This window comes from Photobacterium sp. ABD4_091 (assembly GCF_056160145.1).
The window spans coordinates 2348788-2363273 of record NZ_JBSWWQ010000001.1 but is presented as its reverse complement, the minus strand read 5'-3'; the positions used below and the strand labels follow the sequence as shown (position 1 = coordinate 2363273).

Annotated in this window: 16 protein-coding genes; all 16 read right to left on the bottom strand. The window is 53.6% G+C overall.

Translation table 11 applies throughout. The features are described from left to right. The 16 genes from ACXAGQ_RS10985 to fliJ all read right to left on the bottom strand — a co-directional run bounded on the left by ACXAGQ_RS10985 (nt 1) and on the right by fliJ (nt 14447). Complete coding sequence (locus ACXAGQ_RS10985) at nt 1-720, bottom strand: protein phosphatase CheZ (RefSeq protein ID WP_475253904.1); 720 nt, start codon at nt 718-720, stop codon at nt 1-3. A 33-nt stretch (nt 721-753) separates the two neighbouring features. Then, nucleotides 754-1125 (bottom strand): chemotaxis response regulator CheY, encoded by a 372-nt coding sequence (gene cheY, locus ACXAGQ_RS10980; protein WP_039467413.1) that lies wholly within the window; start codon nt 1123-1125, stop codon nt 754-756. Between the two features lie 53 nt (nt 1126-1178). Continuing rightward, nucleotides 1179-1901, bottom strand: a complete 723-nt coding sequence (locus ACXAGQ_RS10975; protein ID WP_475253903.1) for an RNA polymerase sigma factor FliA — start codon at nt 1899-1901, stop codon at nt 1179-1181. Then, on the bottom strand, nt 1894-2784 hold the full coding sequence (locus ACXAGQ_RS10970) for a MinD/ParA family protein (protein WP_475253902.1): 891 nt from the start codon (nt 2782-2784) through the stop codon (nt 1894-1896). The genes ACXAGQ_RS10975 and ACXAGQ_RS10970 overlap by 8 nt, the downstream gene beginning before the upstream one ends. Then, nucleotides 2777-4501, bottom strand: coding sequence for a flagellar biosynthesis protein FlhF (flhF, locus tag ACXAGQ_RS10965; RefSeq protein ID WP_475253901.1), 1725 nt, complete (start codon nt 4499-4501; stop codon nt 2777-2779). The genes ACXAGQ_RS10970 and flhF overlap by 8 nt, the downstream gene beginning before the upstream one ends. A gap of 35 nt (nt 4502-4536) precedes the next feature. Then, complete coding sequence (flhA, locus tag ACXAGQ_RS10960; protein WP_475253900.1) at nt 4537-6636, bottom strand: flagellar biosynthesis protein FlhA; 2100 nt, start codon at nt 6634-6636, stop codon at nt 4537-4539. A gap of 335 nt (nt 6637-6971) precedes the next feature. Beyond that, entirely contained in the window at nt 6972-8102 is a 1131-nt protein-coding gene (gene flhB, locus ACXAGQ_RS10955) for a flagellar biosynthesis protein FlhB (protein ID WP_475253899.1), read from the bottom strand. Nucleotides 8103-8128: 26 nt separating this feature from the next. Then, complete coding sequence (gene fliR / locus ACXAGQ_RS10950; RefSeq protein ID WP_475254724.1) at nt 8129-8911, bottom strand: flagellar biosynthetic protein FliR; 783 nt, start codon at nt 8909-8911, stop codon at nt 8129-8131. A gap of 2 nt (nt 8912-8913) precedes the next feature. Further along, nucleotides 8914-9183, bottom strand: a complete 270-nt coding sequence (fliQ, locus tag ACXAGQ_RS10945; protein ID WP_475253898.1) for a flagellar biosynthesis protein FliQ — start codon at nt 9181-9183, stop codon at nt 8914-8916. Beyond that, nucleotides 9180-10022, bottom strand: coding sequence for a flagellar type III secretion system pore protein FliP (gene fliP / locus ACXAGQ_RS10940; RefSeq protein ID WP_475253897.1), 843 nt, complete (start codon nt 10020-10022; stop codon nt 9180-9182). The genes fliQ and fliP overlap by 4 nt, the downstream gene beginning before the upstream one ends. Next, complete coding sequence (gene fliO / locus ACXAGQ_RS10935; RefSeq protein WP_475253896.1) at nt 10009-10347, bottom strand: flagellar biosynthetic protein FliO; 339 nt, start codon at nt 10345-10347, stop codon at nt 10009-10011. The genes fliP and fliO overlap by 14 nt, the downstream gene beginning before the upstream one ends. Next, nucleotides 10347-10739 (bottom strand): flagellar motor switch protein FliN, encoded by a 393-nt coding sequence (fliN, locus tag ACXAGQ_RS10930; protein ID WP_107299325.1) that lies wholly within the window; start codon nt 10737-10739, stop codon nt 10347-10349. The genes fliO and fliN overlap by 1 nt, the downstream gene beginning before the upstream one ends. A 26-nt stretch (nt 10740-10765) precedes the next feature. Beyond that, nucleotides 10766-11818, bottom strand: a complete 1053-nt coding sequence (fliM, locus tag ACXAGQ_RS10925) for a flagellar motor switch protein FliM (protein ID WP_475253895.1) — start codon at nt 11816-11818, stop codon at nt 10766-10768. A 7-nt stretch (nt 11819-11825) separates the two neighbouring features. Beyond that, the gene (fliL, locus tag ACXAGQ_RS10920) at nt 11826-12320 is read right to left on the bottom strand and encodes a flagellar basal body-associated protein FliL (RefSeq protein ID WP_475253894.1); all 495 of its coding nucleotides are present in this window, start codon (nt 12318-12320) and stop codon (nt 11826-11828) included. A 57-nt stretch (nt 12321-12377) separates the two neighbouring features. Beyond that, on the bottom strand, nt 12378-13934 hold the full coding sequence (locus ACXAGQ_RS10915; protein WP_475253893.1) for a flagellar hook-length control protein FliK: 1557 nt from the start codon (nt 13932-13934) through the stop codon (nt 12378-12380). A 63-nt stretch (nt 13935-13997) separates the two neighbouring features. Then, on the bottom strand, nt 13998-14447 hold the full coding sequence (gene fliJ, locus ACXAGQ_RS10910) for a flagellar export protein FliJ (protein ID WP_475253892.1): 450 nt from the start codon (nt 14445-14447) through the stop codon (nt 13998-14000). Nucleotides 14448-14486: the final 39 nt, after the last annotated feature.

The window sequence follows — 14486 nt, the reverse complement described above, 5'->3', positions numbered from 1 at the left end:
TTAAAATCCTAGGCTAGACAGCAGGTCGTCAACATCATCCTGAGTGGACATGACATCCTCGCGACTGTCGCTGTTGACGATCGGCCCTTCCGGAGAAAGGATCCTTTCTTCACGCAGCTGGTCGGTACGGTCATCTTGTTCCATGCCAAACGCTTTGAGAATTTCAACCAGTTGGTCTTCGACCTCATGAACCAGTTCGATCACCCGGCGAATGATTTGCCCGGTCAGATCTTGGAAGTCCTGTGCCATGAGAATTTCAGTCAACTGGGTTCGCAGTATATTGCTATCACTCTCGACCTGAGTGAGCAACCCGTCGATATCGTGGCAGAGCGGCTTAAACTCGTTAAGTGCGATCTGCCCCCCCATCAAACGCTGCCATCTTGGATAAACCTGCTGTAAGGTCTCCCCTAACTGCTCTGCCACTGGCTGAATGCTATCAACAGCATCCATGGTTTTATTGGCGGCGGACTCGGTTTTGTCTATCACGTAAGACAACCGGTCGCGTGCATCAGGGATTTCCGTTTTTGCTAAATCGGTAACACGGGGATCAAGGCGGAAATTAGCAAGCGAATCATGAAGTTGGCGTGTAAGCTTACCCACTTCTTCGTAGACGGGATCACGACTATCTGACACCAATCGGGTAAATAGTGTATTTGCTCCATCCTGATCGCCGGATTCAAGCATACTGACAAGCTGTTTCGCCTGTTCGAGTGTAATCATTGTTATTATTGTCCTTTGATGCCCGAAAGTGTCTTACTGCATGCGCTCGAAGATTTTATCTAGCTTCTCTTTAAGCGTTGCGGCAGTAAATGGCTTCACAATATAGCCATTGACACCAGCCTGAGCAGCTTCAATGATCTGCTCTCGTTTGGCTTCCGCGGTGATCATCAGTACCGGCAGGTGCTTGAGTTCGGCATCTGCACGGATATGCTTGAGCAGGTCAATCCCCTGCATGCCCGGCATATTCCAATCTGTTACCACAAAATCGAAACCGCCCTTCTTCAGCATAGGTAGCGCAGTCAATCCATCATCCGCCTCCTGGGTATTGTTGAAGCCCAGGTCACGCAGCAAATTCTTTACGATACGGCGCATTGTTGAGAAGTCATCAACAATGAGGATTTTCATGTTTTTATTCAAAGTTGCCCCCACTGAATTATCAGTGTTTTATAGTGTGTTTATTACGAAGTCCACGCAGTCAACTTAGACCGCAAACGTTGCATCGCCTGACTGTGAATCTGGCAAACTCGGGATTCACTCACCCCGATAACCGCCCCTATCTCTTTGAGGTTTAGTTCCTCGTCGTAGTACAGGGACAAAACTAGTGCTTCTCTCTCAGGCAAGGTTTTGATGGCTTCGGCCAAGGATTGGCGAAAATTATCATCTACAACCCCCTGAAAGGGAAGATTTTCTTCAACTGATTCTTCCGTTGCAACTGCGTCTTCCGCTACCCCAAGATCATCCATACCCACTAAACGACCACAATTAACATCATTTAAAGCTTGGTGGTACTGTTCTAGCGTCATTTCGAGATATGCCGCAATTTCCTGATCATTGGGATCACGACCGAGAGTGCTTTCAAGTGCCGAAATGGCTTCGGAAATACGTCGGTTGTTTTTGTAGACAGAGCGGGGAACCCAATCCCCGCGGCGGATGTCATCCAGCATGGCACCGCGAATACGGATACCGGCAAATGTTTCGAAGCTCGCGCCCTTGGTCGGGTCATAGTTCTGCTGGGCTTCAAGCAGGCCGATCATCCCGGCCTGGATCAGGTCTTCCAGCATCACGCTGGGTGGCAGACGCCCCATCAGGTGATGGGCAATCCGCTTTACTAGTGACGAATACCGCTCGATAAATGCCTGTGGGCTCTGCTGGTAGCGCCCATAGGTTAATGCTTTATTCACTGACCGGCACCTCCCGCGGGTGGCGGTTGTTGACCAACAGTCTTTCTACGAAGAATTCCAAATGTCCACCCGGGCTTTGCGGTACAGGCCAGGTTGCCGCTTTGTTGGCCAGCGCGCCCAAGGCCAGCGCTGCCGGGCTGCGCGGGAAGGCTTCAACCACCAGCTTCTGACGCTTGACCGACTGGCGTACCCGGTCGTCGAGCGGAATACAGGCCACCAACTCAAGGTTGGCATCGAGGAAACGCTCTGTTACCCGGGTCAGCTTGATAAACAACTCGCGCCCTTCCCGGTAGCTGCGCACCATATTGGCGACAATCTTAAAGCGCTGAACATCGTATTCTCGGCTCAGGATCTTGATAAGGGCATAGGCATCGGTGATCGATGTCGGTTCGTCACACACCACTACAACAACATCTTGGGCTGCGCGGGAAAAGCTCAACACCATGTCAGAGATCCCCGCCGCGGTATCAACCAGCAACACATCGATATCTTCTTCGAGGGTGCTGAAAGCCCGGATCAGGCCCATGTGCTGGGCGGCTGTTAGCTCAGCCATATTCTGAGTGCCAGAAGCCGCCGGGACAATTTTCACCCCGTAAGGCCCTTCGACAATGATGTCTTTCAGCTCGCACATGCCCGACAGCACATGCGACAGGTTATGCCTGGCACGTAGGCCCAGCATGACATCGACATTCGCCAAGCCCAAATCGGCATCGAGAACCATTACCCGCTTGCCCTGGCGAGCCATGGAGATCGCCATATTCAAGGTTACGTTAGTTTTCCCCACCCCGCCCTTACCGCCAGTTACGGTAATGACTTTGGTTGAAGTTAGCTGTGTCATACGGCGTAAGCCGCTAGCTTGATCGTACATGGCGTTCTCAGTCATAAAAGTCTGCCCCCTGGTTCTCGGAGCTATCACTACTCCAGAAGTGGGTTTGCTGGCTCAACTCTTGTTCAAGTAATTCATTTGCCCGGGCAACCAAGTAATTCCCCGTGGCGACCTTAATGTCTTCTGGTACCCGCTGCCCGTCGGCAAGATAGGCTATTGGCAAGGCGTGCTGAATCGACACACTGATCACCTCACCCAAGCTCAGCGACTCATCCAGCTTGGTCAGCACGCATCCCGATAGCGGGATCCGGCGGAAGTGCTCAATGGTTTCATGCAGTACCCGGCGCTGCGCTGTCGAGGGCAGAACCAAGAAGCTGCGAATTTGCGACCCGCTGTTCTGCATCAGGGTATCTAGCTGTTCCGACAGCCTGATATCGCGCTGTCCCATACCCGCTGTATCGAGCAGCACCAAGCGGCGGTGGCGCAGCTGATGTAATATATCGGCCAATTCCTCAGCATCTTTAGCCACTCTTACCGGACAGCCCATAATTCGGCCATAAGTCGCGAGCTGCTCGTGGGCACCGATACGGAACGTATCCGTGGTGACCATGGCAATTTGATCCGGGCCGAACTCCATGGCCGCCCTTGCGGCAAGCTTGGCAATGGTCGTGGTTTTACCGACGCCGGTCGGGCCTAGCAGCGCAACAACCCCACCGGTTTCCAAGATACTGTCCTTGGTGGTAATAATTTGGTCAGACAGCAGGTCGAGCAATGCCGGCCAGGCTTCGTTAGCCGGTACATCCTCCGGGATATAGCACGCCAGCTGATCAGCTAGCTCTTGCGATAGCCCCATTTTTTCCAACCGCTTGATCATCATTGCCCGCATGGGCTCGCGGCGTTCCATTTCCTGCCACATGAGCCCCGACACCTGATGCTCGAGCAAACGGCGGATCGAAGCCATTTCATTGCGCATAGCGTCAATTTCATCAGCACTGTGGTTGCGTGCCTTAGGGTCATAGCGGCTCGGATCCAGGCGGTTCTTCGGCTGCTGTGGCGAACCGAAGCGGGACTCACTGCGGTGAGCGTCAGTGCGGCTGCCTGCTAAGCGTGGGCTATGAAGCGCTTCGGCCTGAGGGACGGCCGGGCGACGGTAGTCTCCAATATCCAGCTGGTGCCTGCCAGGCTGGCGGCCATTTGGCTGACGATCACTTAGCTGGCGATCACTTGACTGACGATCACTGTGCAGGCTTTGCTGACGTGGCGCAGGCTCATTGTAATAAGACTCAGGCTGGCGGCGCTGAGGCTCTTGCCCGCGCCCGCTATTAAAACTGCGCTCCCCGTATGAACGGTTCGCTGGCTGTTGCGGCTCATCATGGCGACCATAGCGAGGGTCTTCACCATAATGCTTCGACTGACGCTGCAGCAGGGCCGATAGCGAATCTGCTTCACTGCCCTTGTCCTGCTCGGGTTCCGCCGATTGGCCAGTAAAATTATTCAATACTTTGGCAAACCGGCTTGAGGCGGATTGAAGCTGAACCTTATCATCAGCCAGTTGGCGTTTGGCACTGTCGAACTGGCTGGCCAGCTCTTCACGCGTTTTGCTTGCAGCTGGCGACTGGTGGGCACGAGGTTCCTCGCTATCCAACGCCGCTACAATTTCCACTCCGCCGGTGACCTTTTTATTTGACATGATAACGGCATCTGCACCCAGTTCTTCCTTAACCTGAGTGAGCGCGGCTCGCATGTCTTTGGCAAAAAAACGTTTTATTTTCAATGTCACATTCCCGTTATATCAGGCCGTTGCCGCCACTATGAATTCCCTACTGCATTGACAATACGGATCTGTTTCTCATCAGGCACTTCCTGATAGGACAACACACGCAATGAAGGAATTGTATTTTTCACGAACTTCGCAAGTGTCAGTCTCAATACACCCGATGTCAGCAACACGGCTGGCTCGCCCTTGAGCTCTTGCTGCTGGGTCGCCTCCACCAGTGAGCGCTGCAGGCGCTCAGCCAGTCCAGGCTCGATGCCGGTCGATTCACCACCAGAAGACTGCATGGTTTGATGCAAGATCTGCTCCAACTCTGGCACCAGCGTAATAACTGGCAATTCAGGCTCTATACCATTGATTTCTTGGCAAATTAGTCGTTTCAAACTAACCCGTACAGCAGCAGTCAATATGTCAGGATCTTGACTCTTGCTGGAATATTCAGCCAGGGTCTGAACAATCGTCCGGACATCCCTGATTGGAATAGCCTCATTGAGCAAGTTCTGCAGCACCTTAACAATAACGCCAAGGCTTAGCTGATCAGGGACCAAACCTTCCACCAAGCGCGGGGAGGACTTGCCAAGCAGATCGAGCAGGTTCTGTACCTCTTCGTAGCCAATCAGCTGGGCGGCGCGGTTGGTCAGGATCTGGCTAAGGTGCGTTGCCAGCACGGTCGCGGAATCCACCACGGTATAGCCCAGTGCCTGGGCATGCTCACGCTGCGAGTCGTTAATCCATACCGCTTCAAGGCCAAAAGCCGGATCGACTGTACGTTCACCATCGACACTGCCAAACACTTGCCCCGGGTTGATGGCCAGCTCGCGGTTCGGGTGGATATTCGCCTCGCCGCAGGCTACGCCCATCAAGCTGATACGGTAGGTATTCGGTGGTAATTCAAGGTTATCGCGAATATGCACGGCCGGGATCAGGAAGCCAAAGTCCTGCGACAATTTCTTGCGCACACCCTTCACGCGTTCGAGCAGCTCTCCGCCTTGGTCTTTGTCGACCATTGGAATGAGGCGGTAGCCAACTTCCAGGCCAATGACGTCAATCGGTTTGACGTCATCCCACGACAGTTCTTTCGGCAATTGCGGAGCCACCACATCGGTGGAGGCCTCCTGCTCTTTGGCCGCCTCTGCTTCACGCTGGGACTTGATGCGCCAATAGGCAACGCCACCGATCAAAAGGGCCAACAACAAGAACGGGATGTGCGGCATACCCGGCACAATACCCATAACAAATAAAATACCGCCTGTGATGATCAACGCCTGCGGGTTGTTGAACATCTGGAAAATCATCTGCTGACCCATATCCTCGTCAGTATTTTGACGCGTCACCATCATGGCGGCACCAATGGACAGCAACAAAGAAGGGATTTGGGCAACCAAGCCATCACCGATGGTCAGCAGGCTGTAGATCTCAATCGCCTCGCCAAAGCCCAAGCCGTGCTGGCTCATGCCGATAATCAAACCACCAATGATGTTGATACAAAGGATAAGGATACCGGCGATGGCATCCCCTTTGACAAACTTGGACGCACCATCCATTGAACCATAGAAGTCTGCTTCCTTGGTCACTTCGAAACGGCGGGTACGCGCCTGATCCTGATCGATCAAGCCTGCGTTCAAATCGGCATCGATAGCCATCTGCTTACCCGGCAAGGCATCCAGGGTAAAGCGGGCACTCACCTCGGAGATACGGCCAGCACCTTTGGTCACGACCATGAAGTTGATAATCATCAAGATCAGGAACACTACCAGGCCGACGGCATAGTTACCCCCAATCACTACCGAGCCAAAGGCGTCGATAACCTGGCCAGCGGCATCCGGGCCTTCATGGCCATACAGTAATACCACCCGGGTAGAGGCAACGTTCAAGGCAAGTCGCAGCAAAGTCGCTATCAGCAACACCGTCGGGAAAGCGGCAAAATCCAGTGGGCGGCGGGTATAAATCGTCACCAGCAGCACCACGAGGGCCAGCGCAATGTTAAAGGAGAAAGCCATGTCCAGCAGCACTGGCGGCATCGGCAATATGACCATTGCCAGGGTGGCCAACACCAGTATAGGCGCGCCTATTGCAGGCATCGACTGCAAACGGGCAGGGTTGAACTTATCGGCAAAGGGTAAAGATAGCTTCATGCAATGTCTGTAATGGTTTTGTTCCCGCTAAACCAAGACACCTTCAATATATTGCGAGCCATTTCGAGCGACACAGTATTGAGTGGGATCTGCGAGGGGGGTTATTGAGTTTCGGCATTATATTGCCGTTATTGTACCGTTTTCGCCGACAAACAAAAAGCAAACGGCATACACAGATTAGCAATTATCATGCCTTAAATTTACGCCATTTTCTTGACATTATTTCCCGAAATGAGAGGTAAATAGGCTATCTAGGCTGACAAAGGCCATAAGGGTTGGTGGCAGCCGGTAATTAGCTGTGAATAGCGGCGTTTATAGCGGCATTAATAACAGCGTTAGTAGCGAAACTCTGTCGGGATATCGGAGGCTTCCTTAGCCAGCGATGGCTTGCGTCCCCGCCCTTTCTGGTACTGCTTGAGCTGGTAAATATAGGCAAGCACCTGCGCCACGGCGGCAAACAGCCCGTCAGGGATTTGCTGCTCGAGCTCAGTGGTATGGTACAGCGCCCTCGCCAGGGGCGGTGCAGGCACAATTTCAATATCGTGTTCGTTGGCGATCTCACGTATTTTCAATGCCAGGAAATCGGTGCCTTTTGCGATAACCACCGGCGCCGAATCAATCTTGGAGTCGTAGCGCAGTGCGACCGAGAAATGCTCCGGGTTGGTGATCACCACATCGGCCTGCGGGACATCCGCCATCATCCGCCGCTGGGCCATTTCACGCTGGAGCATCCTGATGCGGCCCTTGACCTCTGGCTTACCCTCCGAGTCCTTGAACTCGTCTTTGACTTCCTGTTTGGTCATCTTCAGCTGTTCGTTGTGCTGCCAGATCTGGAACGGAATATCGATGGCCACCACAACCAGCAAGGAGCAGCTGATCAGCAGGATAAAGTTGAGCAGGATATCGAGCGCATGAACGATATTTTGCGGGTACATTTCACGGCTTAGCTGGTAGAAATCAGTCAGGCTTGCCCGTAACAAGAAAAACGCCACACCGACGACCAGCAACACCTTGAGGATCGACTTTACCAACTCAACCAGGCTCTGTTTGCCCATCATCCGCTTGAAACCATTGAGCGGATTCATCTTGGACAGTTTTGGAGCCGCAGCCTGTGCCGAAAAGCGGATCCCGCCAAGGCCAGTCGCGCCGATGAAAGCCGCCACATAGACAAACAGCAAAAAGGTAAACAGTGGAAACAGCACATTGCCCACCGCCGACACCACCAAACCAAACAGCTGCGAAAGGTCAAAGATCTCCTCGCGGGTCAGGCTAAACAGGCGCGACATAACCTCGCCAAGCCCGCTGCCAAGCGATTCGCCAAACCACATCATGCCTACCGCACCGGCTACCAGTACGGCAATTGATGCCAGCTCCCTCGACCGGGGAACCTGTCCTTTTTCGCGGGCCTGCTCCCGCCTTCGGGGCGTGGCCTCTTCGGTTCTTTCCTGTCCGTCAGACTCTGCCATTATTGCTCCTTAGCAATTGTCGCTCCTTAGCAATCCAACCGAATCAAACTACATACCTGCTCAACACCAACCTGCCAAATCGCTTCGTAGTGCGGCAAAATACCGGCAATCAAAAACCAGCTGATCACAAAGCCAAGCAACAGGGCAAAGGAAAAGCCAAGGGCAAAAATATTCAGCTGCGGGGCGGCCCGAGTCATGACACCGAACGACATATTGACCACCAGCAAAGCCACCACACCCGCGATGGCCATACTCAAGGCAAACTTGAACATATGGCCGAACCACTGTGCCAACTGGTAGTAGTCGCCCGCTTCAAGCATCGACTCACCCACCGGCAGGGTATGGAAACTCATCGCGACCAGTTTGAGCATCACCAAATGGCCGTCGGTCGCAAGGAAGATCATCACCACCAGGAACATATAAAACTGACCCAGCACCGGGGTATTCTGGCCGTTGGACGGATCAACCATGGAGGCAAAACCCAAACTCGACTGCATACCCAAGATTTGCCCCAGCAAGATAAACGTCTGGGTGACAAAGGTAGTCACTGTCCCCATTGCGACACCAATGACCACTTGCTGGCCGGTGGTAATAAACCCTTGCAGCGATAATAGCGGAATATCAACCGGTGCGACCGGCAATACCGGCAACAGGGCAAAGGTGAACAACAGTGACAGGTAGAGGCGAATTTTAGGCGCAACATACCGGGCGCCGAAAAACGTCATCACCATCAGCATCGACGAAATCCGCGTCAACGGCCAGAATACCGTTGCCAACCAATCCAATAGCAGTGGCGCAGGGTAATTCATCATCAGTGCAGCAACTGTGGGATGTAGTCAATCATCTGGTGGAAATAGTCCATCAGCATCTGGGTCATCATATGGCCGAAAAACATCAGTGCCAGCAAGGTGACGATCAGCCTCGGCAAGAAGCTCAGGGTCTGCTCGTTAATCGAGGTTGCCGCCTGGAAAACGGCAACCACCAAACCGATCAGCAAGCCGGGCACCACAATGGCGCTGACCATGATCAGTACCATGTAGAGTGCATCCTGGAAGATTTCGACAAAAAACTCCGGCGTCACGTTCCAAAACTCCCTGCCAGGGTCGATAGGATCAGGTTCCAGCCATCCACCAGCACAAACAGCATCAGCTTGAACGGCAGGGACACGATCATCGGCGAGAGCATCATCATACCCATCGCCATCAGAACCGAGGCTACCACCAAATCAATGATCAAAAACGGCAGGAACAGCATGAAGCCTATCTGGAAGGCGGTTTTCAGCTCGGAGGTTACGAAAGCCGGGATCAATACGGTCATCGGCACGTCTTGGGGATCGGTCGCGGCTGACCCAGACATTTCCACAAAAGTCTCAAGGTCTTTGACCCGGGTTTGCTTGAGCATGAACTGGCGCAGCGGATCTTGCGCCGCTTCCAGCGCCTGAGCAGCACTCACCTGTTCATTGATATAGGGCTGAACGGCATCGGTGTTGATTTTATCAAGCACCGGCGACATCACAAAAAATGTCAGGAACATGGCAATGCCGATGATCACCTGGTTTGACGGCGTTTGCTGCAAACCCATTGCCTGGCGCAATATCGACATCACCACCACGATACGGGTGAAGGACGTCATCAGGATCACAACGGCCGGCAGGAAGCCCAGTGCCGTCATCAGCGCGAGGATCTGCAGCGTGACCGAATAGTCTTCGCTACCGTCAGGGTTAACGGTCACCGAAAAGGCCGGGATCCCACTGCCTCCGCCTTGGGTGAGGGACATCTGGGTCGAGCCGGCTTCATTTTGCATCTCGCTCAGTGTCGTACCTGCCCCTCCAGCACCTGCCACAGTTTCTGCCGCCGCTGGCAACACCAACAAAAGCGAAAAAGCCGCCAAGATGGCGGCAATGAAATTAGTTCTTGTCATTTTTTCTCAACAGCTTGCCAAGCTGGCTGGCAAACTCCCCGCCGTCCTGGCCTTGCTCTTCAACAATGGGGGAATCGAGCTTCCCGAGCAATGAAATATTGTGTTGTGTCACCCCGACCAGCATCTGCTCTTCACCGACCTGGAGCAGGACAATACGCTCCCTCTGGCCAACAGGCAGCTGGCGCAGGATACGGATTGCACTGTCGCCACCCTGCAAGCCCGGTAACTTCATTCTCTTCATCAGCCATGCCAGCAATACGATCACGGCGATAACCAACAACAGTGATGCCAGCGTAGTGGCGAGGTTAAGTTCAGGCGCCATCATCAACGTAGCTTCTTGATACGCTCGGTCTGGCTGATCACATCAGTCAGGCGAATACCGAACTTGTCATTGACCACGACCACTTCACCGTGGGCGATCAAGGTGCCATTGACCATCACATCCAGTGACTCGCCGGCTACCCGGTCAAGCTCTACCACCGAGCCCTGGTTCAGCTGCAGCAAGTTACGGATGCTGATCTGGGTACGGCCAACTTCCATCGAAATCGTTACCGGGATATCAAGAATGGTATCGAGCTTGCGGCGCTCGTCATCGCCAATCGGCGCAGACTCATCGGTCAGCTCTTCCAACGGCGCTGGCTGCGCCCCTTCGTCACTGGCCTGCTCTGCAAGTGCCGCCGCCCAATCGTCGGCAATTTGTTGGTCATTGTTAGACATGTTTTGTTCCTATTCGGATCTCGTCCTTAATTGTCTGTATCGTCACTGTGGAGGTTCAACAGTGCCGAGCCTAATTCATCACGATCGAGAAAAGCCAAGTCGCTTTTCACCATATCCGGACGTTTTAATTTTTCAGTGATTTTGAGCGCGATATTCTCACCCGTCTTGCCCATCTTGGCACGGTAGGTCGGCAGGTCTTCAACAAAGACCGTGGCCGCCTCAGGCATATCAATCGGGATCACATCCCCCGGCTGCAGCTCCATCAGGTCGCGTAGTGTCAGATCGACATCAAGCAATTTCGCCCTGAGGTTAACCGGTACATCCATAATTTCATCGCGCAACGCCTTGCTCCAGCGAACATCGGTATCCATCTTGTCGCTCTGGACACCGGCATCAAGCAATTCGCGGATCGGCTCAACCATGGAGTAAGGCATCACCACGTGGAAATCACCGCCACCACCATCCACTTCGATGTGGAACGAGCTAACAACAATGACTTCGGTCGGGCTGACAATGTTGGCCATGGTCGGGTTCACTTCCGAGTCGAGGTATTCGAACTCAACCCCCATCACCGGCGACCATGCCTCACGGTAGTCTTCGAATACCAGCTTGAGCAGCATCTGGACAATGCGCCGCTCAGTCGGGGTAAATTCGCGTCCTTCGATCTTGGCGTGGAAACGGCCATCGCCACCGAAGAAGTTCTCCACCAAGATGAAAACCAACCGTGCTTCCATGGTGATCAGCGCGGTGCCCTTGAGCGGGCGGAAACGTACCATGTTCAAGCTGGTCGGGACATACAGGGTATTCTGATACTCGCCAAACTTGAGCATCTGAACCCCGTTGATCGACACCTCGGCGGTTTTTCGCAACATATTAAACAAGCTGATCCGCATATGGCGGGCAAAGCGCTCGTTAATCAGCTCCAGTGTGGGCATCCGCCCACGGACTATCCTGTCTTGTGATGAGAAATCAAAGGAAACGACCCCCGTTTCACTCTGGCCACCGTCATCATCATCATCGACATCGTCAACGCCGTGCAACAGCGCATCAATCTCGTCCTGGGTTAATAAGTCACTCACATAAAACCTATTGCATTACAAAACCAGTAAACAGTACCCTTTCGACCGCTTGTCGGCCGGATACCTTTTGCAGCGCGCCCTGAACTGCCGCCAGAGACTGGCCGCGAAGCTCCAGCCTACCATTTGGCGTGCGCAACTGCTCTACCGTCGCAGCCCCAAAGGTCTGCAACAATGTACTTTCTATCAGTGGGATATGCTGGCGAGCGATAGCTTCATTGCTATCCCCCCTTACCATCAGCTGTACCTTGACCTGCACCAGCCTGTCACGGGCATCACCGGTCACATTGAAAATAAAAGGCTGGGGAAGAATGACATAATAGGCGGATTCCACAACAGCCGGTGTTGATGGCGATGCTGAACCTGCTTCGGCCACTTCAGCTTCCGGTGAAGAATTACCGAAGAAAAACCATGCCCCGGCACCAGCCCCTGCGAGCAGAACAACGGCCAATACGGCAATGATCATCAGCTTTTTCTTGCCGCCGGCTTGTGCTTCATCTGCCATGTTCAATTATTCCTTTGTTATTTGTTTTATTGTGCGCCAGTTTAACAGACTCAACCCTTATGCATAATAATCAACACCTTCTTTTGGTGCTGCCATCCACAAATCAGCAGGGCCTGGCTGCATCCCATTGCCCGACACCAATTCCTGTGTTGCCGACTGGCCTGATTGTCCTCCATGCTGCGATGTATCCTGCTGCGATGGAGAACCCGGTTGTCCCGGCTGTCCCTGCTGTGAGGTACCGGCAAACTGGCGGCTGCTATCCTGCTGCACGGTACTTTGCGCCAGCTGGAGCCCCTGTTGCTGAAGCAGCTCACGCAAGCGAGGCATCGCTTGCTCGACCAAGTCGCGGGACTGCTGGTTGGCCACGGTGATCTGCACCGAAGCCTGGTCGTTGTTCATCGATAATTTAATCTGCAGCTTGCCAAGCTCTGGCGGATCCAGACGGATGTCTACATGCTTCAAGTTCTTCGACATCATCATCTGCACCCGGTCAGCAAGCTGATCACCGGCTTGCTCCTTGCTCAATAGCAAAGGCGGCTGGGCGCTGCCCGGCTTGTCAGCTTCGGCCAATACCATCCCAGCAGCAGTCGCTCTCTGAGCCGCATGCGCTCCATGCGTTTCTGCGCCATTCAATAGGGTACTTTCGCCTTTGGTGCCAGCAACGTCATCCAACGAACCTGCCAGCAAGGTACCCGCACTGCCTTTTGCCGCCGCTGAGCCTTTCGCCCCACCGGCCTGGCCCATCAGCGCAGTGAGTTCACTGTTCATTGCATTGTTTATTGCACTATTTTTTGCACTGTCAGGCTCGCCAAGCTGCGCACCGTTCGCCACTAGGTTCGCTGATAATGGCGAAGCCCCCTGAGCACTTTTTAGCTCAGCAGCATCAGCGCCTGACAAGGTCATGCCGGCAAGAGCTAATTTACCGCTAGGGTCTGCCTTTACCGTTTTACCATCGCTGACAACCAAACCATCTTTCGCCAATACCTCTTTAGCTACAGCCTCCTTGGCGGCCTGCTCTTTGGTAGAAAGATCCTTGGCAGATAGCTCCTTGCCTACTTGGCCGCCGTCTTTACCCGCAGCGTCTGAGAGCTGGGTATCGCCCTCCTGGCCAGGCGGCAACAATTTGCCTTCTGCGGTTTGTGAATGCCCACTCCCAGCGGCAGTACCTAGCTGGCTATGCGAAGCTGACAGCCGCTGGAGCAACTCCTCACCTTCGCTCATCGATACCTGAGCATCGGCCTTGGCATTACCCGTTGTCGCCGCAACTGTAGCCGGATTTGCTTGCTGTGCTACTGTTGATAGCGCAATTTCTCCATCAACATCATCAGCCAGCGGTTCCTCTTTACCTGTGCTTTCAGACTCTTCCTGTAACTTGGCGTCTGTCTTTTCAGTCAGCACTTTTCCATTTTTATCAGTAGCCTGTGCAACATCATCGACGGGCTGCTCATCCGCTGAGGACGATTCTGCCGGTACTTCCCCCATCGCGCCTTGCAAGGTTTCGCCAAACACTTTGTCCGGCTCTGCCGAGGGGCTTTCCGCGGCAGCAGAAGGCTTTGACGTTGCCGGAGCGGAAGCCGGCGCTGATGCTGCATTGAGAAATTGAGATAAAAACATACTTGGTAACCGCGTGATGGCCGTATTCTATATGCAGATAATGCAAGAAGTAAGCCAAAACCTTTACTGCATCATTTGCCTGCGGGCGTACTGCATGGTGGCGAATTCATCCATCGCCTTTTGCTCCTGCTTGTCCAGCAAGCGCTGCCGGTCGGTTTGTTTCTTTTCAATCAGCCATTCGACCGAGCGCCGTTGTTTTCGCATTTCCTGCCAGTGCTGGCTGCATTGCTCGACTTGTTGGTCATAGTGTGCCCCCGCGCTCTTTTGCTTGACCAAGGTTTCATCCAACTGGTTCAGGAATTTCTGGAGATGGTTATAGGCACTGGCGGTCAAGCCTTGCTGGCCGCGTTCTGACAACTGACGGCAATAGTCCAAGCGGTACTGCTCTATCTGCTGCAGTTGCTGGAGGTAGTTTTCCCGTTCGATGCGGGCTTGGTTGAGCGCCAGCGATGCCTTGTGCTCAGCATCGGCGCTCTGGGATAAAATCAGTTCAAGTGCACTGTCGGCTGCCATCACCTTCTCCTTGTCGGTTTACAACAAGTTGTTTATTGC